We start from the raw sequence: 21,847 nt of genomic DNA on the forward strand, positions 1-21,847 counted from the left end.
GGCTCGTATGGATGGGGATATCGGATGAACGTGTTGGACTTGTTCAGCCTGAACGGCAAGCGGGCCCTGGTAACCGGGGCGTCCAGCGGCATCGGCAAGGAAGTCGCGCGGGCGTACCTGCAAGCGGGCGCGGAAGTGGCCATCGCGGCACGGCATTCCGAGGTCTTGGAGGAGGTCGCGAATGAGCTCGCCGCCGCGGGCGGCAGGGTGCTGCCCGTTTCTTGCGACGTGACCCGGCCGGACCAGGTCGACGGGATGCTGGACCGGGTGACCGCCGAGCTGGGCGGCATTGACATCGCGGTCTGCAACGCCGGGATCGTCGCCGTCACTCCGATGCTGGAGATGTCCCCGGAGGAATTCCAGCGCATTCAGGACACCAACGTGAAGGGCGTGTTTCTGACCGCCCAGGCGGCGGCCCGGGCAATGGTCCGGCAGGGACAAGGCGGAGTCATCATCAACACCGCCTCGATGTCCGGACACATCATCAACATCCCGCAGCAGGTCGGCCACTACTGCGCCTCGAAGGCGGCGGTCATCCACCTGACCAAGGCCATGGCCGTCGAATTCGCGCCGCACAAGATCCGGGTCAATAGCGTCAGTCCGGGCTATATCCTCACCGAGCTCGTCATGCCCATGGCCGAGCTACACGCGCTGTGGGAGCCCAAGATACCGCTGGGCCGCCTGGGCCGGCCGGACGAGCTCAGCGGCCTCTACCTGTACCTGGCCAGCGAGGCATCGAGCTACATGACCGGTTCCGACGTCGTGATCGACGGCGGCTACTGCTGCCCCTGACCGCGCGGTTATTCGACGGTGCGGGCGCGGCCGAACCGGGTTCGCAAGCCGGGCGAAAACAGCGCACGCAACCGATCTCCGGCGGGTCGCACCGCACCGGCACCCACCAATTCGTCGCTCAGCTCGACGATCTCGGCCGCGCGCAATGGCCACGGCTCGTGCTCGATCGGCACCCACCACGTACGGCCGCTCCTGCGGGTGTGCGCGCCCCACCGGGCGGTAAGCCACACCTCGAGCGGTGTCGGCTGGATCGGGTCGCCAACGGTGACCGTGACCCGGCTGCGCAGGCCGCGCCGGGGCCAGCGGCGGACGCTGTCGTACGTCACCTGGTCGCCGTATCGCGCCACCCGCATCCGCGACCAGGTGTAGGGGACGCCGAGGCCGATCCGGATCGCGGGCACGGCGGCCAGGCGCGCCGTTTCCGCCGACCGGAACACGATGCCGTGTCGCCCGGCGTCATCGACCGTGTAGAGCCGGACGTTGGTCTCCGCGAAGCTGCCGAAATATGGCAGCGGCAGCGTGGTGCCGACCTTGGTGCCGCTCAACATGAACGGAACCAGCGCCACGTACGTCAACCCATCGGCGAAGACATCGGGGCGGGTTCCGGGCGGGCACAGACCTGCGACGGTCTCGGGCCGCACCGGCCAATGGATGAAAGTCAGATCGTCCCAGCGCTGCTCGAAGGTGACCCGACCGGGCAGCGGCGGCGCGACGATCGGGTACCCGGCGAGATCCGGGCTCCCATCCGACTCAGCGGCCGGCGGCCCGGGCGTGGTGGTCACTCGCTCATCGTGGCACGGCGGAGGCCGTCGCCGTCGCGATCTATGGCTCTATCTGACCGGAGATTCCGCGCTCGATGCTGGCCTGCGTGGTGGACGGCAGCACGACGAGGCCATCGAGTTCCTTGCGGGCCCGGTCGTAGGCGTTCTGGCGTTCCTGCGGGGCCGCGGCGGCGTCTGCGGCCACCCGCAACAGGTTTTGGGCCCGCGCGATACGCTGCTGGCCTTCTTGGGAGAAGTCGCTGCGGCGCCGGCGCATCGCCTCTGCCTCCGCGACGTTGAAGGCGCTCACGTATTCCTCGACTGCGGACAGGTACTGCGCGGCGGTCTCCCGATCATCGAGGAGATCTTCGGCTTTGACGGGCCGCAGGAAATCCGCTCGGAGCTTTGCTTTGTGGAAGCCGATCGTGAGCGGGTTACGCATGTCGGTCATGAGGGGGAAGTCGAGCAGCTTGGCGAAGTCGAGCTCGTAGTCGAGCCAGCGTTTGTCGGTGCGGCTGTGCTCCTCCAGCACCCGTTTCAGCGACTGCCATTGAGCCACCTGATTGTTGGCGCTGCGTTCGGGCGGCTCGGCCATGGGCTCGGGCGATTCGGCAGCGCGCGGTCGGTTGCCGCGAAAGGCCCGCAGCGCGCCGATGACCAGGCCCACCAGCGGCAGCAGCAAAATCAGGAACTCCGCCAGCCGGATAAGCACACCCACACCGCCAGGATGCCACCGAGCGGCTAGCGGTTGCGTAAGGCAAGGTTTAGACGACCGAACGAAACCACACGCGAGCGAACGATCACGGTAAAGGAAGCCGATGACCACGGAACAAGATCGACACGTCGAACGAGGCGGGTTTGTTCAGCGCCTCACCGCGCTGTGCGTCCGCTACGTCGAACGGCTGATGCCGGACCCGTATTTGTTCGCGGTCATCCTGACCCTGATCGTCGTCGGGTTGGTTGCGCTACTGGTCCGGGGCGCCACGGCCTCCGGCATTCTGAAGGCGTGGTACGGCGGCGTGTGGGGGCCGCAGAACATCTTCACCTTCGCGTTCCAGATGGTGCTCGTCCTGGTGACGGGTTACACGCTGGCCGAGGCTCCGATCCTGAAGCGGGCCATCGTCCGTCTCGCAAGCAAGCCGACCAACCAGGTTCAGGGCGCCCTGCTGTGCTTCTGCGTCAGCACCGTGTTCTCCCTACTGAACTGGGGACTCGGCCTGGTGGCGGGGGCGTTGGTCGCGCGCCAGGTCGCAAAGCGACTCACCGGTGCGCATTTCGGCTACCTGATCGCCGCCGGGTTCATGGGTTTCATCGTCTGGACGCAGGGTCTGTCGTCGTCGATCGCGCTCGCTAACACGGACCCGTCCAGCCCAATCAACGTGATTCACAAGATGACCGGCACGATCGTGCCGCTAAAGCTGACGATTTTTCAGCCGTACAACGTGGTCGCGGTGCTCGTCATGTTCGCCCTACTCGGCACCGCGATCTGGCGCATGGCACCCACGCAGAGCCTCGAGCCCGACCCCGCGGTGTTCGAGGAGGAGCCCCAACCGGACCCGCCCGAGGGCAAGCGGAGCTTTGCCGAGTGGCTGGAAAATTTGTGGATCCTCAATGTCGTTGTCTTCGCCGCGGGCGTAACGTACTTCGCGCTGAGCGGCTTTGCGCTGAACATTTCGTCGATAATCATGCTGTTCACCGTGACGAGCGCTTTGCTGCATCGCACGCCGATTCGTTTCATCCGCGCATTTTCCGCTGCGGCAAGGGTGTCCGGCCCGCTACTGCTGCAGTATCCGCTGTACGGCGGAATCGTGGGGCTGCTGGGTTACCTGCCGACGGGGTCGAGCAAGGCGCTGCAGACGGTGCTGGCCGAGGCGCTGGTGCGGGGCGCAGATCAGTACACGCTGCCGTTTCTGACGTTCGTCGGTTCGGTCCTCATCTCGCTATTCGTGCCGTCCGGCGGCGGGCACTGGGCGGTGCAGGGGCCAATAGCGGTCGGTTCGGCCGTGGCGGTTGGCCAGCACTCGCCGGCTTACCTTGGGCTGATGTCGATGTCGGTCGCGGTCGGCGAGGGCGTCGCGAACATGATTCAGCCGTTCTGGCTCTTGCCGGTAATCGCGATCGCGAAGCTCAATGTGCGCCAGGTAATGGGCTTTACGGTGATCGCGTTCCTGATCGGGTTCGGGGTGGCGGGCGCCGCGGTTCTCGTTGCGCCCCATGTGCTTTGATGCGGGCTACATCCAGAGTTTCGCCAGCGAGTCGGCAAGCGCTTCCGGGTCTTGCTTATCGGTGTTGCAACTGATGGCCACCGAGGTTGCTCGGTCCTTGCTGATGCGGAACGCCGTGACGAACCCGCCCCAGGCGCCGTCGTGATCGAGCATGCCGTTGGCTAGGACGTAGATCCCGGCGCCATACTTGTCGCCGCCCGTCGGCTCGGTCGGCACCGCGCCGGCCAGTTGCGCCTCCCGCAGCTTGGGTCCGCCCAGGCGGCCGGTTCGGTAGTTGTCCGCCCAGTAGACCAGTTGGCTTGGCGTGGTCTGGATGCCGCCGTCACCGACCTGCTCCCAGCCCGATCGGGTCGCCCTGTACCCTTCGCTGCCCTTCTCGTACGCGATGGCTTTGCCGGGAACCTCTCCGGTCGGATCCAAGACCATTGCCAGACTCAACGGGCGGAAGATTTCCTCGGCGAGCAACTGCGCCAGCGGTTTCCGCGTGATCCGGCGGACGATCTCGCCCAACAGCAAGTAGTTGGAATTCGAATATTCGAACCGCGAACCGGGTGGAAACTCCCCGTTCGGCACGCCGACCAGCGCCTGCAGGGCTTGATCCTGCGTCGTATGGTCGCTCAGCTCGAACCCCTGCGCCTCGAGCAGCCCGACGTACTCGGGGATGCCGCTTGTCTGGTGCATCAGCTCTCCGACGCTGATAGTGCCGGCCCACGTTGGCAGTTCGGGCAGGTATCGGGATAACGGGTCGTCGAGCGTTGCCTTCCCTGAGTCAACCAATAACAGCAGCGCGGTGGCAGTGAATTGCTTGGAGACCGAGGCGATGTCGAACACGGTTTGCGCGGTGATCGCATTGCCGTTTGACACGTCGGCGACGCCGCGAACTCCCGTCCAGACGACTTTTCCCTTGATGCCTACCGCTGCCGAGCATCCGGGTCCGCCGGCCTCGATAGCGGCGTCGAGTATGTTCTGGCTACGGTTTGTCGCGGCGTCGTGATTCGTTGTAGTGCTGGCGGGCGCAGCGTTTCGACCATTGGAGCAGCCGCTGAGCGACAGCATCGCCGCGAGGATTAGTACCGGCAGTCGCATTACCATGTTTATTCACAACATCTTTCGCGTCCGCAGGCGCTGCGACGCGGAGCGGCCGGCCTCGATGCGTGCCGGCAGGCTGAAACGGCGTCGGCTTGACTCACAGGGTGAGTATGCGCCTGACCTGGCGTGGACGGTAAGGTACCCGGCAATCCCATTCGGGGTCATTTGGTTGTCTCATCAGGGAGTCGGCATGGCGGGTCGGAAGTTTTCGTTCGAGATCGACAAGACCAGTAGCGCGCCGGCCGCAACGTTATTCCGGCTCGTGGCGGATGGTGCCAATTGGTCGAAATGGGCCAAGCCGATCGTGTTGCACTCGAGCTGGGCGCGGCGAGGTGATCCGGCGCCCGGCGGCGTCGGGGCTATCCGCAAGGTCGGGATGTGGCCCGTACTGGTGCAGGAGGAGACCGTCGAGTACGAGCAGGATCGCCGGCACGCCTACAAACTGGTCGGACCCCCCTCACCGGCCAAGGACTATTTCGGCGAAGTCGTGTTCACGCCGAATGCGGCCGGCGGCACCGACATTCACTGGACAGGCTCGTTTACCGAGGGAGTTCGCGGGACTGGTCCATTGATGCGGGCCGCGATGGGCGGTGCCGTGCGGTTTTTCGCGGGCCGCCTGGTGAAGGCGGCCGAGCGCGAGTCGGCCGGCCGACGGTAGCGATTATTCCTGCGGCTCAGAGCTTTTCGAGCCGCTATTTCGAACTGACTTCGTCCTGGTACTTCTTGGCCATGTGCTCGACGGCCTGCAGCTGCGACTGCGCGAGCCCGTCGCGCACCTGGCCGGCGCGCGCCGCGGCATCCAGCGTCGGCTGCGCCTGACCCTGAAAGTGCGGTATGACTTCGGCGGCGAACAATTCGGCGGAGCGTTTGGTGGCGGCCGGGTTGGCCCACTCGTGGCCCATCTGCAGGAAGCAGCCGAAGCCGCCGGACTGATCCCACACCCGCTGCACTTGTTCCCGCGCGCGCTCGGGAGTCCCGATGACACCTGCCCCGTTGTCGTTGATGACGTCGATCATCTCGTCGAGCTGCTCTCCCGGCATCGTCATCTGTGGGAAGGCGGCCACTTTCTGGAAGTAGTTGAACCACGACTCGATGCCGAATTTCACGTCGGCGCGCGCTTGTTCGTCGGTCTCGGCGATGTGCATCGGCCCGACCAGGCTCCAGTCCTTGCGGTCGACTTTGGTGCCGAAGGCTTCCGCGCGCTCCTCGACGATGCCCCAGTGATACGACAGCGCGTTGAAGCCCTCGACGGTCAGCGTCGCCCCGATAGAGAGCAGGCCGATGCCGTGCTTGCCGGCCAGCCTCGCGCCGGTCGGTGAGGCTACCGCGGCCACCGCCAGCGGGATCCCGCCGTCCGAATATGGGGCGAGCTGCAACTTGGCGTCGAACAGCTGGTGTGTCGCGGTTTTCGCGCTCACAGTTTCTCCCGCCAGCAACCGGACGACGATGTCGAGGTTGGTTTCGAGAAGCTCGCGAGTATCGGTGGGATTCAGTCCGATCATCGCCGAGTCGGTGGGCAACGAGCCCGGTCCCATCCCGCCGATCACGCGACCATGGGTGAGGTGATCGAGCAGCATCAGGCGGTCGGCGACCCAAAGGGGGTTGTGATACGCGAGCGAGATGACCCCGGTCCCGAACCGAATCCGCTTGGCCCGCTCGGCCGCTGCGGCGATGAAGATCTCCGGTGAGCTGATGATCTCGCTGCCGGCCGAATGGTGCTCGCCCAACCACACCTCGTCGAAGCCGAGGGCGTCGAGGTGCTCGATGAATTCCAGGTCGCGTTGTAGCGCAAGCGTGGGGTTGGTGCCCGCGCGATGGAATGGGGCGATGAAATAACCGAACCTGAGCTTGGCCATTGAGGTCCCTTTGCAATCGAGTTGTCCGAAACCATAACCCGAATGCGCGATCCGCCCTAGACCTCCGGAGATGGCTCAGCCGGTGGGGCCAGCTTTGCATGACCCCACCGGCTTGGGAGCAAGTCTCCGTTTCTGAAGTGCTTTAGCGCACGCTCGATACCGGCATGCTCAGGGACGGCATGCGATCACGGATATCCGCCGCAGACGTTGCCGACGCAACCGCCGCCACCGCCCGGTCCACCGCCGCCTCCGCCGACGCCGGGAACGGTGCCACCGCCGCCACCGGGACCGCCGCCACCCGTGGGGCCACCCGGGACGCTGCCACCGCCGCCGCCGGGGCCGCCACCGCCAGTGGGGCCACCGGGGACGGTGCCGCCGCCCGTCGGAGCGCCACCGCCGGTACCCGGCGCCGTGGTTGGCGCGACGCTGGTCGACGAAGTGGTGGTTGGTGTCGTCGTTGTGGTACTGCTGGGCCCTTTATTGCCACCGCCCCCACATCCGACCGCTGCGACGAGCATGGCCGCGCCGCCAAAAAGCGCGACAGCAGTTCTGGCTTCGGATCTCATCAGATTCCCCACTCTCCACTCGCGCCACACTTATCCAACTCACCTGTCGTACCCGGGCATGCAGCAGTGCAAACAGGGTCGAAGGTAAATCTGGCGCGGGCGGGCGGGGCCCTAACCCTCCTTGGTGATCAGCTTGCGCAGCGCCACGCGGTCGGGCGTGAGCAACTCGGCGATGCGCGGCTTGTTCACCTCGGCGACGATGATCTCGCCGACCTCCTGGTAGACCTCGCTGAAGATGCCGTGCGACTTCATCTTCGAGGTCTGATACTGGTTGTCCTCGGTGGGCGTGACGTAGTACACCGCGTCGGCCTTGAAGCGGTGCACGAGCCAGAGGTGGATCAACGTCATCAGCCGCTTCTTGCGCAGCTTTTCGGCGAAGGTGTTCTGGTCGCGCACCGTGAGGATGCTGCGGCCGTGGCGATCCTTGATGGGATCGACGACGACATTGGCCAGCTGCTCGTCCCCGTCGCCATAGATCCCGAGTTCGAGCACATCCGACCCGGGGCGGCGGGGCCGCAGCTGGACGCGAAGTTTCTCGCCTAGCTGGTAGTGCTCGCTCCACAGCGCCAGCCACTCCTCCAGCAGCTTCTTCGGCACCTCGGTCTGCACGAGGTGCTGGTGCTGGGTCGAGCCCTTACCCATTGCCTTGGTGGTCGCCGTGCGGCCCGAGGATGCGGCCAGCGCGGCATCACTGCGCGGGCCACCGACCAGGGTTTGCGGCGTGCGGTAGGGAGATTCGACGAGGCGCATCTTGCGCTGCAAGCGCGCCAGCGCCAGCATGCCGTCCTGCCGCAGCGCACCGGCGAATTCCTCGGCGGCGACGCCGTCGATCTGGTGTCCGCCATAGGTGATGAAGTTGAAGACGAAGCCCATCTTGCCGAGCTCTTCGGGGAAACGCTTCATCTCGTCATCGGTCATGCCCGTGGTGTCCCAGTTGAACGACGGCGAGAGGTTGTAGGCCAGCATCTGGTCGGGGAATTCGGCATGGATCGCCTCGGCGAACTGCCGGGCATCGGCCAGATCGGCAGTCTTCGTCTCCATCCAGAGGATGTCGGCGAACGGCGCCGCTGCCAGCGACTTGGCGATCGCGTAGGGAATACCGCCGCGGATCTGGTAGTAGCCCTCCGGCGTCTTGGCCAATTCGCAGTCCCACGGCGGATCAAGGCCCAGCTCCTTGGCCTTCTCACGGGCGGCGAACAGAGATGCACGCTCGGCGAACCGGCGCCAGTCCCCGGGGCTCATGTCAGCGGGCTCGTCCTCGCTCTCGCCGAATTCGAGCACCTCGGCCACGGCCTCTCCATAGGTCATCAGCCCGGCGTCGTCCTCCCAGGCGGCCACGAACCGCGACTCGACCTGATCGAAGAGATCGTCGATCGAGTGCTGCCCGTTCTCGCGCCACGCGTTGACGGCGTCGGAGACGAGCCCCTGGATGCCTTGGCGCTCGAGCCACGCGGTGGCGTTGGCGTACTCGGCGTCGGACATCGCATAGAGCAGGTGGCCGTTGAGTTCCTTGACTCCCAGCTCGTAGAAGCGCCGAACGAGTGCCAGGAAGCAGGCCTTGTAGGACGGGATGTTGAGGTTGGTGGCACCGAGCAGGAACGGCTGGTCGCGCTCGTCGGCGCGGCTGTCGAGCAGGTTGGCCGCTTCCGCGTCGGTGCGCGCCACGATGATGCCGGGCACCCGCATGACGTCGAGCTGGAAACGGGCGGCGTTGAGGCGCTTGATCTGTTCGTCCGACGGGACCAGCACCTTCCCGCCCTGGTGGCCGCACTTTTTGGTGCCCGGACGCTGGTCTTCGATGTGATAGCCCGGGACACCGACCTCGACGAACCGGCGGATCAGGTTGCGCACGTGCGGATCGCCACCGTGTCCGGTGTCGGCGTCGGCGATGATGAACGGCCGGAAGTCGTATTCCTTGGCCGCTTCGCGCTGCTGCTCGGTCATATGCAGCCGTTGATACTGCTGGTTGCGGTCGGCGGTCAGAAGCGCGCGCACGAGGACCGCGGCGTCGTCGGGAACCTGGCTCAGCGGGTAGCTGGCCAGGTCGGGCCCCGGGTCTTCGGTGGTGGAACCCTTGGCGGAGGTCGCCCAGCCGCCGAGGTAGATCCCCTCGATGCCCATCCGCTTCATGCTCACCGCCTGCCCCGGCGAGTAGGGCCCGAACGTCGTGATGCTCTTCTTGGCGGCGAAGAGTTCGCGCAGGCGCTTGTAGAACGCCCCAGCCGCTTCCCGCGCCACGGTGTAGTCGGTGGGGATCGTGCCGCGCTGCTCCGCTACTTGCCGGGCGGTGTAGAGGCGAATAATTCCGGCGAACCGCGGGTCGTCGAAGTATCGCTGCGTGGCGGCGACCTCTTGGTCGAACGGTGCGGGAACTTCAGTGTCCGCGTCGATGATGGCCATGAAATTACGCTCCTCTTCAGCACGATTCCGCTGAATGTGAGTCTATCCCCGGGTAACACGGTTCAATCATCGGTGGACGGAGCTCTTCGTGGGCAGCGCCGACGGACACGTGTTCGGCCGCAACGCGAGAATTGGCTCAGACCTGAAATAGCGTGGCGCCGAACATGATAGACATCGCGGCGGCCATCGCCGCATGAGCCGGCGTGGTGAGCGAACGCGACGAACGGTATGTCGAGCCGTCCGACCGCTTGACTCCCAGTCCTGACGCCCAGAATAGGGTGGCGGCCACGAAGCCAACGAACCAGAACCAATTCATTGTCGCGATCCAGCCCGGCGACCCGGCCGTGGTCGACGCCGTCGTGTCAGCCATCTCCATGCCGGCGTGGAGGTGCGTCGACGAGTGGTGCGGCAACACGAGCCCGTGGATGAACGCGTACATCCAGACCATCGCCAGCATCATCAGGGCGTGATATCCGTACACCGTCCGTAGCGGGACCGTTTCGGCTGGAACAAGGGCCAAGGTCACGAACCATAGGGCCGCCACCGCGAAGAACACCGCGGGCGCCGTCGCCGGAAGCTGCGCGCCCCACGGCCAGACCATCACCGCCATCGCCACTGCCATCGCGAAATGCAACCCACATCGGACGACCTCGGTCCACGATCGATGCCTACCGACGAGCGCGAGCCCCCACGCGGCGGCGCTCAGCGCGCACAGGCCCGTGACAACCCAAGAAAGCAACACGTCATCGATCATGCGACGTGACAGTCTGAATCAACTCGGTGACACTCCGTTCGTTGCGGATCCGTTGCCCGACGCGACCGCCGCGCTGCACCGGGCTGAACGCGCCCTCGTGCACACTACGACCCGGCCTTCGTCGCTGGGTGGGCCGGCACCCGGACCACCCGGCCGCGCAATCGTCAGCAAACGCGGTCGGCGATGAGTAAGGTCACCACCATGGAGGCGAAATTGCGCTTTGACCGCTGGTATGTGCCCTTGGCGGTTGCCGTGGGCATGGGACCCGAGCGCAGCGAGCTGCGCGTTGCAGGCGGTTCCTTGCACGTGAAGATGGGCTGGGCGTTTGAGGCCGATATCCCGTTGGCGTCCATCGCCACTGCTGAGGCAAAGGACGAGCGGGTGTTGGCCTGGGGCGTGCACTACTCGCGCGGACGCTGGCTGGTCAATGGTTCCGGGAAGGGCCTCGTGGCGTTGACGATCGAGCCACCAGTGGACGCGAAGGTCGTCTTCAGGTCGGTGCGGCTGCGCTCGCTGTGGGTGAGCGTCACCGACCCGGATGCCCTCATCGCCGCGTGCACCGCGGCCCGCGCCTAGCCGCGCTGCAGGTTCGCTCGTTCTCTCAACCAATTCCGCTGGCGACGAATGAATTCCGCGTCGACGATTTTTCCGTGCCCGGGGACGTAGATCGCATCGGGTCCACCGAGCGCGAGCAGCCGATCAAGGGTTGCCGGCCAGGCCGCCACATCGGAGTCGGCATCGATCGCCGGCTCAGCGGACTCCTCCACGAGGTCGCCCGTGAACACGAGGGCCCGGCCGTCGTCGCCGGCAGCGCTGGGCACCATCACGACCAAGTCCGAAGCGGTGTGTCCGCGGCCCAGGTAGGCGATCGTGACCGTGCGATCGCCTAGGTCGATGACGGCGTCGCAGACCGCATGGTCTGGCGTCCGCAATGCCGCGATGGCGCGGTCGATTTCGCGGGCATCCGCGCCATGGTCTAGGGCATCAGCGCGAATCAGGTCGGTGGACGACGACAGATACTCGACAACCTCTGGTGCGCAGTAGATCTCGGCTCCGGCAAACATCGCGGAACCCAAGACGTGGTCGAAGTGCTTGTGGGTCAACACGATATGTGTGACCGAACGGCCGGCTAGCTGCCGAATGTCGGCGTCGATCGCGGCGCCTTCGGTGAGCGAGCTGCCGGTGTCGACAAGCAGTGCTCCCGAACGGCCACACACCAGCCCGACCGTGACGTCGCAGAACTTCAGCCGGCAGCGATACGCATTGACCCTCAGCCGTTCCCACCGGAAATGCACAGACTAGGACGGTAATGGCCGAGAGGGCGCCGACAAAGTCGCTCAGCCCCGCCGCAACACGGCCGCGCCGTACCACTCGCATGCAATCAACGCGAGTCCGACATCGACTCGGTCGTCGATCGGCCGTCCACGCCTGGCCACCGCTCTCTCGACGCCCGACTTCACGATGCTGGGATCCGCGCTGAGTTCTTCTGTCTGGGCGTCGTAGCCCGAGCCGGATCGCAGGAATTCCCGCAGGGTGTTCCGCAGGCCGGCGTCGTCGTCGGTGTCGGACGCCAACGGACCAAGCACGTCGGCCACCCATTGGCGGACCTCGTCGATGCCCGCGCCGAGCAGCGCCGGCGCGATGATGCCGGGGTCGGTGGCGGCGACCAGTACCCTCTCCGTGCCGCGGGAGCGCGACGCCGTCCGCGCGCGTTGTGCCTGGCGGTGGGATCGCCGGAATCCTTTGACGCCGGATCCGATCGCTCCGATCGCGACGTTGGGCGCATCTGCCCGCGAGCGCACGAACTGGCGGATTTTCGCGACGACGTCGCCCGGCGCTGAGCGGTACGGCAGCCAGACCCACGCGCCGCCCGGATCGGTGACCAACAGTGCGCTTGCCGAGGTGTCGACGGTCTTCGCCAGGTCGCGAACGAACCGCTGCAGGCGCGCGAACTCCTCGCCAGCCGGGTCGCCATCGGGATACCACACGATGACAGCAAGGTGCTGGCAGCTCAGCGGATACCCGATCGCCGTGGACGCGGCGTCGACGTCGATCGGTGCGTCGTCCTCGAGGAGGTCTCGCACCCGCATGTCGCGGGCGGTACTCCGATTTTCCAGCAGCGACTGGCGCTCGCCCTGATAGGCCGCGAGGGATTGCAGTTCCACCGCGTCGACGTACTTCAACAGCGCCTTGGTGATCACCTGGATGACCGCAACCCTCGCCGCCGGTTCCAGGCCCAACGCTTGCAGCTCGGCGAACACCAGCTCGGTCATCCGGCGTTGCCCCAGTCGGTGCGCGCGCATCATGGCATGGGGCGAAACGTCGTGCTGGGCAAGGCGTGTGGCGTACTCGATCGCCGCCGGCGGCGCCTTGACCTTCTCCACCCCGACGCTGTGCAGCAGCGCGTGCAGGATTGTCTGCAGGTGATCCCGGATCGCCCGATGCATCAGCTCGGTCATTCGCTCGTCGCGGGGAAGTTCGGCAATGTTGTCCTCGACAGTGGTGGATATGGCTGCGCCGATCTCGGTGACCCGCTCGCTCAGCCGAGTGGCGACTGCCGCCATGTCGCTGTCCACATCAACCTCGTCGTCGCTGTCTGATTAGTCTCACTAACGGTAGATCGCCCATGGTCCGATCCGAAGCGACACGGCCGCGCCATTTTCCTCGCCGCGCCATTTATTTACTTGATTGACATGTCGGGAATTTCCGACATATGGTGTCGTCCATGGCCGCTTCCGACCGCATCTTTCTCGCTCTGGCCAACCCGGTGCGGCGGGAACTGCTGGAAATCCTTACTCGACAGCAACTGTCGGCGGGGGAACTAAGCGACCGGTTCGAGCTGAGCCGCCCCGCCGTCGCCGAGCACCTCAGGGTGTTGCGCGAGGCCGGGCTGGTCGCGGACGAACCGCGGGGCCGGCATCGCATCTACCGCCTGACCGCGGAGCCGTTGGCGGAGCTCGGCGAGTGGCTGCATCCATTCGAGAAGTTCTGGCGCGGACGGCTGGCCGCGCTCGCCGAGGCAGCAGAGGAGCTGGAATGACGGAGACTTCGACGCCCGCGACCATCCGTGTCGACCAATTCGTGGCCGCTCCGCCCGCCAAGGTGTGGCGGTTGCTGACCGAACCCGAGCTGATGCGGCTCTGGTGGGCTGAGGGCCAGGTCGCCGCGGTGGTCGGCCACCAATTCACGCTCGACATGCCGGGATATGGCAAGCAACCCTGCAAGGTGCTGGAGGTCGATCCACCGCACCGCTTCGTCTACACGTTCACGCCGGCCTGGACGCTGACCTGGCGTCTCGAGGAGGAAGGTACGGGCACCCGAGTGTTCTTGGAGCACAGCGGCTTTGATCTGGACGACAAGCGTATGGCCGACGCCTTCAATCGCATGGGATCCGGGTGGCGTGACGTCGTGCTCCCCCGCCTTGCCAACATTGCCGTGGAGGCCTGACACGATGCGCGCGGTCGTCATCACAAAACACGGTGACCCCTCGGTGCTGCGGGTCGAGCAGCGGCCGGACCCCGCCCCACCCGGCCCGGGTCAACTCCGGGTCGCGGTGCGCGCGGCGGGGGTGAACTTCGCCGACCACATGGCCCGCGTCGGCCTCTATCCGGACGCACCCAAGCTTCCGGCGGTCGTCGGCTACGAGGTCGCCGGGACCGTCGAGGCCGTCGGCGACGGCGTCGACCCGGGACGCGTCGGTGAACGGGTGCTCGCGGGAACGCGATTCGGCGGCTACGCCGAGATCGTCAACGTCGCGGCCACCGACTCCGTCGCGATCCCCGACGCACTCACCTTCGAGCAGGGCGCCGCGGTGCCCGTCAACTACGCGACTGCGTGGGCGGCCCTGCACGGTTACGGGTCCCTGCGCGCCGGCGAGCGGGTCCTGGTCCACGCCGCGGCGGGCGGGGTCGGCATCGCGGCCATCCAATTCGCGAAGACCGCCGGGGCCGAAGTTCACGGCACGGCGTCGCCCGGCAAACACCAGAAGCTCGCCGAGCTGGGCGTCGACCGCGCGATCGATTATCGCCGCGACGGCTGGTGGCAGGGGCTGGGCCCCTACGATCTTGTCCTCGACGCCCTCGGCGGAACATCGCTGCGGCGGTCTTACGACCTGCTGCGCCCCGGTGGAAGGCTTGTGGGATACGGCGTTTCGGCGCTGCAGCAGGGTGAGAAACGCTCGCTGCGCCGGGCGGCTCCACAGGCGCTGTCGATGTTGCGCGGCTTCAACCTGCTCCGCCAGCTGGAGGACTCGAAAGCCGTGATCGGCCTGAACATGCTGCGGCTGTGGGACGACCGCGGCACCCTGGAGCCCTGGATCACGCCGCTGAGCCAGGCGCTGCACGACGGGACGATCTCACCGATCGTGCACGCGGCCGTTCCGTTCGCCGAAGCGCCCGAGGCGCATCGCATACTGGCCGCGCGGGAGAACGTCGGCAAGGTCGTGTTGGTGCCCTAGCGTTCGCTGGAGCTTTGCGGGCCGGGTTTCAACGCCGCCGCATTGGTTATGCGTCCAAGCATGGCTGTCTCCGATTCACGCGAAGTCGTCATCGAGGCGACGCCCGACGAGATCCTGGACGTCCTTTTCGACATCGAATCGCTGCCCGAGTGGTCCTCGGCCCATCAAAAGGTCGAAGTGCTGGAGCGTGACGACCAAGGCCGACCAAGCAAATCGCGGCAGGTCGTCAAGATCGTCGGCGTCAGCGACGAACAGGTACTGGCCTACTCCGTGCATGACGACGGGGTGAGCTGGTCACTGGTCAGCGCCAAGCAACAACGCGCGCAGGACGGCCGCTACACGCTGACGCCCGAAGGCGATTCCACCCGGCTCCGCTTCGAGCTCACGGTCGACCCCACCGTGCCCATCCCCGGGTTTCTGGTCAAGAAGGGCGCAAAGGGATTGATGGAAACCGCGACCGAGGGCCTGCGGAAGCGAGTGCTCAAGGTCAAGGGAGACGGCAAGTAGCCGCCACCGCTGTCTTTCTGGCCCTATTTCCTGGCCCTGTTTTCTGGGACCCCTGTTCTCTGGATAGCCGGTTGACGACACTGGGTGGTATGGAAACCTCGGGTCGCACACCTCGCCCAATCGCATCGGCCTGCCTGGGCCTGGCAGCGCTGGTGATGCTGGCCGGCTGCGGTGGCCACGATAATGCTCGGACTAATGCTCGAACGACGGCGCCACCGGCGCCGCAAGCGAGTTCGGCCGGTCAGTCCGTGCCCCAAGCGCCGTCGACCGGGCCACTGACCATTACGAGCCCCGCGTTCGCCGACGGCGCGCCGATCCCGGTGCAGTACACCTGCAAGGGCGCCAAAACGGCGCCGCCGTTGGCCTGGTCGGCGCCGTCGGGGGGCACGCTCGTCGTCGACGACCCCGACGCCCCGAGCGGGCCCTACGTGCACTGGATCGTGGCCGGAATCCCCTCCGGGTCCGGCAGCACCGCGGACGGTCAAACACCCGCCGGAGCAACCACTCTGGCGAATTCGAGCGGCGAGTCCGGCTACGCGGCGCCGTGTCCGCCAGCGGGCACGGGGACACATCATTACCGGTTCACTCTCTACCAGCTGCCGCCCACGTTCCAACTGCCGGCGGGAGCGACCGGACCGCAAGCGGCGCAAGCGATAGCGCAGGCCGCAACGGCACACGCCGTCCTCACCGGCACATTCGGAGCCTGACGGGGCGCGCCATGCCGATGCCGCCGGCGTTAGATGTAATGAAGGCAATACAATTCGGCCAACTGGTAAACGCAACCTACGCGACACCTCCCAGCGATTTGACGAACGCGGCCGGCCAGGAGTTGAGCGCTGGCGGCGTCGACTACACCGTCGTCACGACGATCTACGCCAACGATCTGGCGACCGACATGAACCCGATCCGGGCCGCCGACGAGGTTTCCATCGGGCTGATGTGTCAGGTCAATCAAGCCGGCGATGTGGTCATCGCGATTCGGGGCACCGAAGGAATCCTGGAGTGGATTCACGACGTCGAGTTCGATCTGGTGCCGTGCCCATTTCTGGCCGGCGCCGGCCACACGGAAGACGGCTTCACCGAAATGTACGAGTCGCTGACGACGGGGACCGCGCCGGGTTCGCCGGCCGTGGTCAATGCGCTTGCGACGCTTGCGTTCCCGCGGCCCGTCACTTCGGTGACGATCTGCGGGCACAGCTTAGGCGGAGCGCTCGCGACCCTGCTTGCCCTCGACGTCGCGGCGAATACGCTTTTCAAGGCTCCGGCCGTCTACACCTATGGCAGCCCGCGCACCGGGGATTCTCTGTTTGCCAGCACCTACGACCAGGTGGTGCTCAACTCGTATCGGATTGCCAATCGCCTCGACATCGTCCCGGCATTGCCCCCTCCGTTCAACTACGAGCACGTGCTCAATCCGTATGAGCTGAACCCGATCCGACTGACGCCGCTTCCGCCTAAGACCCTCGTCAAATCCACTGTGGCGTGCGAACATTCGCTCCCGACCTACCTGTATCTGCTGTCGCTGCAATCCGGTGGTCCGGTACTTTCCCTCGAGCCCGCCTGCAAACCCTGAACGACACGCCTAACCCGTTCGGGCTGCCAACCGAAGCAACGCGCGGCGCAACTGCTTGTCGGGCTTGCCGTTGGCGAGCTCGACAAGGGCGATCTCGGCGACCGCGGCGACCAGGAGCACCGCGATCGGTTCGGGTGGCGTCCATCCAAGCGCCGCCAAGTCGGGCGCTATCAGCGTGGCCGCGCTCTTATTCCGGGTCGCGACCAAATCGCTCAGTCCGGCCTCGGTGCGCGACTGTACGAGCAATGCTTTGGTGGCCGGGTCGGACAAGCAGCCGTCAAGATAGGTGTTCATCCCCGCCTCGAGCCGGTCGCGGCCGGGCGGTAGGTCGGCCATGGCCGCGGCGATCGATTCTTCCAACTGGTCGTGAAACCGAGCGTGCAGCGCCCGCACGTATTCGGCCCGGCTGGGCCAGTGCTGATAGAAGCTGCCTTTTGCCATCCCGGCCTCGGCAACGATCGAGTTGACGGAGATCCGGGCCAGGTCGGCGGTCCCCAACAGCCGGCGTCCAGCATCCAGCAGCGCATTACGGCCCGGCTCGGGCGATCTCACCGCAAGCCCGCTTTGCGCTGGCTGCGGCGGGCCAGCATTTCGCCGTACTGCTCGCACACGTGAATGACGCCGGTCAGTTGATACGTGATCCACCCCTTATGCGTGGACGGGAGGTTCTTCTCGAACAGCCGATGGCCGATTATCTGCATGGCCCATCCCCCGATGAACATCGGGGCACCGACCTTCGGCTTGGCGAACATCAGCGGCAGCCCGGCCGCGATGATCGGCGTCCCGACGAGGTGGGTAACCCGGACCCCCTTCGATGTGTGTTGCGTGCGGTAGTAGGCCATCTTGTCCGCGAACGGCGCTTCGGGAGGTGGGGCTTGCCGCATCTCGATTCCCTCCTTGTCAGGGCGTGTCTACCGTTGTACTGTACGGAATGACCGACCAGTCGGTCAACAGAGTCGAGAGGAACTCCCATGCCGACTATCCAAACCCGGGCAGGCCGTGTTGCCTACAGCGAATTAGGCAGTGGGCCAACGGTTTTGCTCCTACACGCGATATTGCACGACAGGCATGACTTCGACCCGATCGTCGACACGCTTGCCCGCCGCTACCGCACCATCGCAGTGGATTGGCCCGGCCACGGCGACTCGGATCCCGTCGACCCAGCAATCGAGCCCAGCGCGTCGCTCTTCGCCGACGTGCTCGAAGATCTTGTCGACGGTCTCCGCCTGACAAAGGTTGTGTTGGTCGGCAATTCGGTCGGCGGGTTCGCGGCCGCGCGGCTGGCGATCATCCGCCCCGAATGCGTCGCCGGTCTGGTTCTGGTCAACACCGGCGGCTTCGTACCGTTGAACGCACCAGCCCGCACCTTTTGCCGGGTGCTCGGCACGCCGGCCGTGTTTCGCCGGGCCGCTCCCCCGTTTGTCCGCGGCTACATGAAGTCCAAGACCGACAACGACCGGCAGATCGTCGAGCGCGCGATCGCCGCGGCGAAAACGGCCGAGGGCGTTCGCCTCGCAACAGGACTTTGGCGCAGCTTCCCGGCTCCCGCACACGATTTGCGAAGTCGTGCCGCTGATTTGACCGCGCCCACGCTCATCGTGTGGGGTAAGAAGGACATCGCGATACCGCTGCGCGCTGGGCGCGCGACCCATGACGCCATTGGCGGTTCCCGCCTCGAGATCCTCGACACCGGGCACGTGGTGTTCTCGTCGGATCCGGACGGTTTTCTCGCCGTGGCCGAACCGTTCTTGGAATCCGTCACCGCTCAATACAGGGGTGACCAGGCCGACGTCCGCAGCAACCGGCTCTCCCACTGATCCCGATACTTCAGGGCCTCATACATGTAGCTGCCGGGCGCGCGGTGCTCGGGCGGCGTCTCGGTGGTCAGCAGATGCACGAGCGCCGCGTAGTTGTTGGCGTCCTCAATCTTCTGCCACAGCATCGCTTCTCGTCGCCGATAGCTCCCGTGCGCAATCTGGAAGCACGCTTGGATATCCAGGATCCGCATCCCCGGCGGGGCTTTCGAGAGCAGCCGGTAGTAGATCTCGTCCCACGAGCGGATGTAGTCGTCCAGTGGCGCGTCGGGCCAACCAGTGTCCTCCATGAAGAGGCTCAGCGGATGGGTCGCGCCATCGGTGGGCACGGTGGTCAGGTCCACCGACTGAAGCGGTGACCAGGCGACGGGCAGCATGAGCTTCCCCGTCACCTCGTGGCGCAGGTTGTCCAGTTCGCGCATCCATGGCCGGAGGTCGCCGCTCTGGGCGCGGTGTGCCAGACGCTCCCAAGCGGCGCCGCCGGTGATGCCGGTGATGGTGACCACGTTGTAGGAGACGCCGCTGCCATGAGCGTGGTTCGTGTACCAAAGCAGCCGGGCGTCGTCTTCTTTGGCCAGTGTGGGCATCCAGCCCTCGCGGTAGGCGGCCTCGAATTCTTCCTCTCGGGCGCCGACCACTTTGTGGGTCTCATGCAGAAACAACACGTGGACTCCCTGGGTTCAACCGTCGTCCGCGATGAGCGCGACGAGCTGGCGGCGGTCGATTTTGCCGGTCGCGTTGTAGGGAATGTGGTCGACGATCGCGAGTCGCTCGGGCAGCTTGAAGTATGCGATTACCTTTCGGCAGTGCGATCGAAGTTCCTCGAGTGTGACTGGGGCACAAGCCACTACCGCGGCACCCACCCGCTGGCCGAGCTCGTCGTCGGCGATTCCGGCGACCGCGGCATCGCTGATCGCCGGATGTGAACGCAACGCCTCTTCGACTTCGATCGGCCCAAATTTCTCACCCCCGCGGTTGATGGTGTCACTCAGCCGGCCGCTCGGGAAGATGTAACCGTCGGCATCCTGGCGTGCGAGGTCGCCGGTGTGCAACCAGCCATCGGTGACGTTCTGGGCGGTGTTCACCCACAGCTCGCCGACCGCTCCCGCTTCGACGTCGCGGCCCGTGTCGGGGTCCACCACGCGCACCTCGACTCCGGGTAGCGGTCGGCCGACGGATCCGGCACGGGCGGGGTCGCGGTGATCGTCGGGCATCAGGGTCGTGTAAGCGCCGAGGGTCTCGGTCTGGCCGAACACGTTGGCGAACGCCACATGCGGCAGCGCGGCCATTGCCCTGCGCACCAAGCTGATTGGTGCGGCGGCGGCCCCGTAGGCGATGGCGACGAGGGACGTCAGATCGGTGTTCGCGAAGTCGGGATGGTCGAGGATCCGCTGCAGCATGGTCGGCACCAGGAATGTCGTGCTGACCCGATGCTGCGACACCAGACGAAGCCACTCGCCGGCGTCGAACCGGGTTTGCACCACCGACGTGTTGCCCGAATACAAGCTACCGAGTGTGCCCAGCGCGCCGCCGACGTGAAAGAAGGGGACGCACATCATCCCGACGGATGGTGGGACGTCCGCGCGGAATGGCGCCGTCATTCCCCGGATTCGCATCGTGAGCTGGCGGGCGGTGATGGCGACGGCCTTCGGGAGTCCGGTTGTCCCGCTGGTGAAAAGGATCAAGGCATCCCGGTCGGCGAGGGTGTCGGTGTCGGCGAGGGTGTCGGGGTCGGCGGCAGGTTCGACGCCGTCGCCGTCGAGCAGGTCGGCGTCGGTCAACACCGTGGGTGCGCCGGCTTCGCGAAGCCGATCGGCGTACTGCTCCCCCGCGACCGCCACGTCGGCACAGCCCGCGTTCTTCAGCAGGCCCCGCAGCTCGGGCGGAGTCAGCGCCGGGTTCATCAGCGCAGCCGCGGCGCCACGTCGCGGGGCCGCGAGCAACGTCGCGATGGACAGCAGGCTTCCGCCGTCGACGACCGCGACGCGCTGCCCCGCCCCCACCCCGTGGGCGGCCAGCCCGGCGGCGCAGTTCCGCACGGCCGCCGCCAGCTCGCGGTAGCTGATCGCGCGCCCGTCGACGATGAGCGCCGCGCGGCCCGGATCGCCGCTCGCCGCCGCGTCGAGGATCGTCCCGATGTTCATGCGCGGCTCAGTAATCAATAGAGCGGCGACCACTCGGACGTGCGCAGCAGCCGGCTGGTCCACTGATCGCGCAAATCCAAGGCGTCATGCATCCACGTGCCAGGGGCACGGTACTCGGCGGGGATGTGGCTGCGGAGCAGGTCGAGCAGCGCCTCGGGCCGACTGATTCGCTGCATCAGGATCACCTCGCGGCGCAGGTGGCTGCCGAGCGCGGGCTGAAATGCCGCATGCATCTTCAGCATTGACGACGGCTGCTCAAGGCTCCTGGCGTACACCTCGCCGCAGCGGACGATGTATTCCTCGAACTTGTCCTCGTAGGGCCACATGGTGTCTTCCATGTAGAGGGTCATCTCGTGTTCTCGGCCGTCGGCGGGGACCGCGTCGAAGTCGACCTCCCGAAGCGGCGACCATGGCAGCGGCATCAGCAGTTTCGCGTCGACCTCGTGGCGCAGCTCGTCGAGGTTGCGCATCCACTCCTGAAGGTCGCCTTTCTGGACCCGCAGCGTCAGTCGCTCCCACGCGGCTCCGTCGCGAACGGCGGTCACCGTGACGACGGTGTAGGCGGGTCCACTGCCGTGTGCCTGGTTGGCGTACCACAGCAACCGGGCATCGTCACCCGCGGCGAGTATCCGCATCCAGCCGTCCCGGAACGCCGCTTCGAAGTCGTCTTCGGCGCGGCCGCGCACCTTGTGTAGTTCGTGCATGAAAAGCACGCGGAGACCTCCCGTTCGCGGCGCTGTGGGCTCAACGCCGCTCAACGGACGTTAGCCCCCGGCCGTTTTCCACGTCCAGGGTTGGTTTGGCATATGCCCAATTACCCGAGGAGTACACGACGCGAGTGGCCTGGACAGTTCAGTTGAGAATCTGGTTTGCTCAACTCGGTACCGTCCTTACCGGGCAGGAGTTCGCG

At 66.1% G+C, this 21,847-nt stretch carries 25 protein-coding genes; 11 read left to right on the forward strand and 14 right to left on the reverse strand.

What is annotated here, in order from left to right:
• The first annotated feature begins 24 nt into the window (after window positions 1–24).
• A complete protein-coding gene (locus tag A5744_RS02020) occupies window positions 25–792 on the forward strand; it encodes an SDR family oxidoreductase (protein WP_076057935.1) in 768 nt (255 codons plus the stop codon).
• An 8-nt stretch (window positions 793–800) separates the two neighbouring features.
• Here A5744_RS02020 and A5744_RS02025 read toward each other — a convergent pair whose 3' ends face one another.
• Window positions 801–1,574 (reverse strand): DUF2071 domain-containing protein, encoded by a 774-nt coding sequence (locus A5744_RS02025; protein WP_076057936.1) that lies wholly within the window; start codon window positions 1,572–1,574, stop codon window positions 801–803.
• Window positions 1,575–1,614: 40 nt separating this feature from the next.
• Window positions 1,615–2,271, reverse strand: coding sequence for a hypothetical protein (locus A5744_RS02030; protein ID WP_076057937.1), 657 nt, complete (start codon window positions 2,269–2,271; stop codon window positions 1,615–1,617).
• Window positions 2,272–2,371: 100 nt separating this feature from the next.
• Here A5744_RS02030 and A5744_RS02035 point away from each other — a divergent pair, with 100 nt between their 5' ends.
• A complete protein-coding gene (locus tag A5744_RS02035; RefSeq protein ID WP_076057938.1) occupies window positions 2,372–3,778 on the forward strand; it encodes a TIGR00366 family protein in 1,407 nt (468 codons plus the stop codon).
• Window positions 3,779–3,784: 6 nt separating this feature from the next.
• On the opposite strand, the gene A5744_RS02040 is transcribed toward A5744_RS02035, so the two are convergent.
• On the reverse strand, window positions 3,785–4,870 hold the full coding sequence (locus tag A5744_RS02040) for a serine hydrolase domain-containing protein (RefSeq protein ID WP_076057939.1): 1,086 nt from the start codon (window positions 4,868–4,870) through the stop codon (window positions 3,785–3,787).
• 187 nt (window positions 4,871–5,057) lie between these two features.
• On the opposite strand from A5744_RS02040, the gene A5744_RS02045 reads away from it, so the two are divergent.
• Entirely contained in the window at window positions 5,058–5,525 is a 468-nt protein-coding gene (locus A5744_RS02045) for an SRPBCC family protein (protein WP_076057940.1), read from the forward strand.
• A gap of 34 nt (window positions 5,526–5,559) precedes the next feature.
• On the opposite strand, the gene A5744_RS02050 is transcribed toward A5744_RS02045, so the two are convergent.
• The 4 genes from A5744_RS02050 to A5744_RS02065 all read right to left on the reverse strand — a co-directional run bounded on the left by A5744_RS02050 (window position 5,560) and on the right by A5744_RS02065 (window position 10,443).
• The gene (locus tag A5744_RS02050; RefSeq protein WP_076057941.1) at window positions 5,560–6,723 is read right to left on the reverse strand and encodes an LLM class flavin-dependent oxidoreductase; all 1,164 of its coding nucleotides are present in this window, start codon (window positions 6,721–6,723) and stop codon (window positions 5,560–5,562) included.
• A 185-nt stretch (window positions 6,724–6,908) separates the two neighbouring features.
• Window positions 6,909–7,289 (reverse strand): hypothetical protein, encoded by a 381-nt coding sequence (locus tag A5744_RS24865; RefSeq protein ID WP_240562934.1) that lies wholly within the window; start codon window positions 7,287–7,289, stop codon window positions 6,909–6,911.
• A 111-nt stretch (window positions 7,290–7,400) separates the two neighbouring features.
• Window positions 7,401–9,689 (reverse strand): isocitrate lyase ICL2, encoded by a 2,289-nt coding sequence (aceA, locus tag A5744_RS02060; RefSeq protein ID WP_076057942.1) that lies wholly within the window; start codon window positions 9,687–9,689, stop codon window positions 7,401–7,403.
• A 136-nt stretch (window positions 9,690–9,825) separates the two neighbouring features.
• A complete protein-coding gene (locus A5744_RS02065; protein ID WP_076057943.1) occupies window positions 9,826–10,443 on the reverse strand; it encodes a DUF5134 domain-containing protein in 618 nt (205 codons plus the stop codon).
• Between the two features lie 201 nt (window positions 10,444–10,644).
• On the opposite strand from A5744_RS02065, the gene A5744_RS02070 reads away from it, so the two are divergent.
• Window positions 10,645–11,019, forward strand: coding sequence for a hypothetical protein (locus A5744_RS02070; protein ID WP_076058150.1), 375 nt, complete (start codon window positions 10,645–10,647; stop codon window positions 11,017–11,019).
• Here A5744_RS02070 and A5744_RS02075 read toward each other — a convergent pair.
• Together A5744_RS02075 and A5744_RS02080 are read right to left on the reverse strand one after the other, a co-directional pair.
• Window positions 11,016–11,738, reverse strand: a complete 723-nt coding sequence (locus tag A5744_RS02075) for an MBL fold metallo-hydrolase (protein ID WP_076057944.1) — start codon at window positions 11,736–11,738, stop codon at window positions 11,016–11,018. The genes A5744_RS02070 and A5744_RS02075 overlap by 4 nt on opposite strands.
• Window positions 11,739–11,780: 42 nt before the next feature.
• Window positions 11,781–13,019 carry a hypothetical protein gene (locus tag A5744_RS02080; RefSeq protein ID WP_083679177.1) on the reverse strand — a complete coding sequence of 413 codons (1,239 nt, stop codon included), beginning with the start codon at window positions 13,017–13,019 and terminating at the stop codon, window positions 11,781–11,783.
• Between the two features lie 137 nt (window positions 13,020–13,156).
• On the opposite strand from A5744_RS02080, the gene A5744_RS02085 reads away from it, so the two are divergent.
• The 6 genes from A5744_RS02085 (at window position 13,157) to A5744_RS02110 (ending at window position 16,979) form a co-directional block, all read left to right on the forward strand.
• Window positions 13,157–13,483, forward strand: coding sequence for a metalloregulator ArsR/SmtB family transcription factor (locus A5744_RS02085; RefSeq protein WP_076057945.1), 327 nt, complete (start codon window positions 13,157–13,159; stop codon window positions 13,481–13,483).
• Window positions 13,480–13,890, forward strand: a complete 411-nt coding sequence (locus A5744_RS02090; protein ID WP_076057946.1) for an SRPBCC domain-containing protein — start codon at window positions 13,480–13,482, stop codon at window positions 13,888–13,890. The genes A5744_RS02085 and A5744_RS02090 overlap by 4 nt, the downstream gene beginning before the upstream one ends.
• A 4-nt stretch (window positions 13,891–13,894) precedes the next feature.
• A complete protein-coding gene (locus A5744_RS02095; protein WP_076057947.1) occupies window positions 13,895–14,899 on the forward strand; it encodes a medium chain dehydrogenase/reductase family protein in 1,005 nt (334 codons plus the stop codon).
• Window positions 14,900–14,959: 60 nt separating this feature from the next.
• The gene (locus tag A5744_RS02100) at window positions 14,960–15,406 is read left to right on the forward strand and encodes an SRPBCC family protein (protein ID WP_076057948.1); all 447 of its coding nucleotides are present in this window, start codon (window positions 14,960–14,962) and stop codon (window positions 15,404–15,406) included.
• A gap of 155 nt (window positions 15,407–15,561) precedes the next feature.
• Entirely contained in the window at window positions 15,562–16,113 is a 552-nt protein-coding gene (locus A5744_RS02105) for a YbhB/YbcL family Raf kinase inhibitor-like protein (protein WP_240562939.1), read from the forward strand.
• A 38-nt stretch (window positions 16,114–16,151) separates the two neighbouring features.
• Window positions 16,152–16,979 carry a lipase family protein gene (locus A5744_RS02110; protein ID WP_076057950.1) on the forward strand — a complete coding sequence of 276 codons (828 nt, stop codon included), beginning with the start codon at window positions 16,152–16,154 and terminating at the stop codon, window positions 16,977–16,979.
• Window positions 16,980–16,988: 9 nt separating this feature from the next.
• On the opposite strand, the gene A5744_RS02115 is transcribed toward A5744_RS02110, so the two are convergent.
• Entirely contained in the window at window positions 16,989–17,531 is a 543-nt protein-coding gene (locus A5744_RS02115; protein WP_076057951.1) for a TetR/AcrR family transcriptional regulator, read from the reverse strand.
• The gene (locus A5744_RS02120; RefSeq protein ID WP_076057952.1) at window positions 17,528–17,863 is read right to left on the reverse strand and encodes a DUF962 domain-containing protein; all 336 of its coding nucleotides are present in this window, start codon (window positions 17,861–17,863) and stop codon (window positions 17,528–17,530) included. The genes A5744_RS02115 and A5744_RS02120 overlap by 4 nt, the downstream gene beginning before the upstream one ends.
• 87 nt (window positions 17,864–17,950) lie before the next feature.
• Between A5744_RS02120 and A5744_RS02125 the strand changes: the two genes are divergently transcribed.
• The gene (locus A5744_RS02125; protein WP_076057953.1) at window positions 17,951–18,796 is read left to right on the forward strand and encodes an alpha/beta hydrolase; all 846 of its coding nucleotides are present in this window, start codon (window positions 17,951–17,953) and stop codon (window positions 18,794–18,796) included.
• Here A5744_RS02125 and A5744_RS02130 read toward each other — a convergent pair.
• The 3 genes from A5744_RS02130 to A5744_RS02140 are packed head-to-tail and all read right to left on the reverse strand — an operon-like array spanning window position 18,745 to window position 21,641.
• Window positions 18,745–19,458 (reverse strand): hypothetical protein, encoded by a 714-nt coding sequence (locus A5744_RS02130; protein ID WP_076057954.1) that lies wholly within the window; start codon window positions 19,456–19,458, stop codon window positions 18,745–18,747. The two genes, A5744_RS02125 and A5744_RS02130, sit on opposite strands and share 52 nt — an antisense overlap.
• A 15-nt stretch (window positions 19,459–19,473) precedes the next feature.
• Window positions 19,474–20,937: a class I adenylate-forming enzyme family protein gene (locus tag A5744_RS02135; RefSeq protein WP_076057955.1), complete on the reverse strand. Its 1,464-nt coding sequence runs from the start codon at window positions 20,935–20,937 to the stop codon at window positions 19,474–19,476.
• 14 nt (window positions 20,938–20,951) lie between these two features.
• The gene (locus A5744_RS02140) at window positions 20,952–21,641 is read right to left on the reverse strand and encodes a hypothetical protein (protein ID WP_240562935.1); all 690 of its coding nucleotides are present in this window, start codon (window positions 21,639–21,641) and stop codon (window positions 20,952–20,954) included.
• Window positions 21,642–21,847: the final 206 nt, after the last annotated feature.

The sequence above is a fragment of the Mycobacterium sp. IS-1264 genome, from assembly GCF_001954195.1.
In the GTDB taxonomy this organism is placed as follows: domain Bacteria; phylum Actinomycetota; class Actinomycetes; order Mycobacteriales; family Mycobacteriaceae; genus Mycobacterium.

Excerpts from the sequence above, each read along its gene's own strand:
- A5744_RS02125 (WP_076057953.1), top strand. The coding sequence starts at position 17,951 with ATGCCGACTATCCAAACCCGGGCAGGCCGTGTTGCCTACAGCGAATTA.
- A5744_RS02070 (WP_076058150.1), top strand. The coding sequence starts at position 10,645 with ATGGAGGCGAAATTGCGCTTTGACCGCTGGTATGTGCCCTTGGCGGTT.
- A5744_RS02045 (WP_076057940.1), top strand. The coding sequence starts at position 5,058 with ATGGCGGGTCGGAAGTTTTCGTTCGAGATCGACAAGACCAGTAGCGCG.
- A5744_RS02050 (WP_076057941.1), bottom strand. The coding sequence starts at position 6,723 with ATGGCCAAGCTCAGGTTCGGTTATTTCATCGCCCCATTCCATCGCGCG.
- aceA (WP_076057942.1), bottom strand. The coding sequence starts at position 9,689 with ATGGCCATCATCGACGCGGACACTGAAGTTCCCGCACCGTTCGACCAA.
- A5744_RS02095 (WP_076057947.1), top strand. The coding sequence starts at position 13,895 with ATGCGCGCGGTCGTCATCACAAAACACGGTGACCCCTCGGTGCTGCGG.
- A5744_RS02120 (WP_076057952.1), bottom strand. The coding sequence starts at position 17,863 with ATGCGGCAAGCCCCACCTCCCGAAGCGCCGTTCGCGGACAAGATGGCC.
- A5744_RS02105 (WP_240562939.1), top strand. The coding sequence starts at position 15,562 with ATGCTGGCCGGCTGCGGTGGCCACGATAATGCTCGGACTAATGCTCGA.
- A5744_RS02110 (WP_076057950.1), top strand. The coding sequence starts at position 16,152 with ATGAAGGCAATACAATTCGGCCAACTGGTAAACGCAACCTACGCGACA.
- A5744_RS02020 (WP_076057935.1), top strand. The coding sequence starts at position 25 with ATGAACGTGTTGGACTTGTTCAGCCTGAACGGCAAGCGGGCCCTGGTA.
- A5744_RS02100 (WP_076057948.1), top strand. The coding sequence starts at position 14,960 with ATGGCTGTCTCCGATTCACGCGAAGTCGTCATCGAGGCGACGCCCGAC.
- A5744_RS02090 (WP_076057946.1), top strand. The coding sequence starts at position 13,480 with ATGACGGAGACTTCGACGCCCGCGACCATCCGTGTCGACCAATTCGTG.
- A5744_RS24865 (WP_240562934.1), bottom strand. The coding sequence starts at position 7,289 with ATGAGATCCGAAGCCAGAACTGCTGTCGCGCTTTTTGGCGGCGCGGCC.
- A5744_RS02040 (WP_076057939.1), bottom strand. The coding sequence starts at position 4,870 with ATGGTAATGCGACTGCCGGTACTAATCCTCGCGGCGATGCTGTCGCTC.
- A5744_RS02085 (WP_076057945.1), top strand. The coding sequence starts at position 13,157 with ATGGTGTCGTCCATGGCCGCTTCCGACCGCATCTTTCTCGCTCTGGCC.
- A5744_RS02065 (WP_076057943.1), bottom strand. The coding sequence starts at position 10,443 with ATGATCGATGACGTGTTGCTTTCTTGGGTTGTCACGGGCCTGTGCGCG.
- A5744_RS02135 (WP_076057955.1), bottom strand. The coding sequence starts at position 20,937 with ATGAACATCGGGACGATCCTCGACGCGGCGGCGAGCGGCGATCCGGGC.
- A5744_RS02140 (WP_240562935.1), bottom strand. The coding sequence starts at position 21,641 with ATGCACGAACTACACAAGGTGCGCGGCCGCGCCGAAGACGACTTCGAA.
- A5744_RS02035 (WP_076057938.1), top strand. The coding sequence starts at position 2,372 with ATGACCACGGAACAAGATCGACACGTCGAACGAGGCGGGTTTGTTCAG.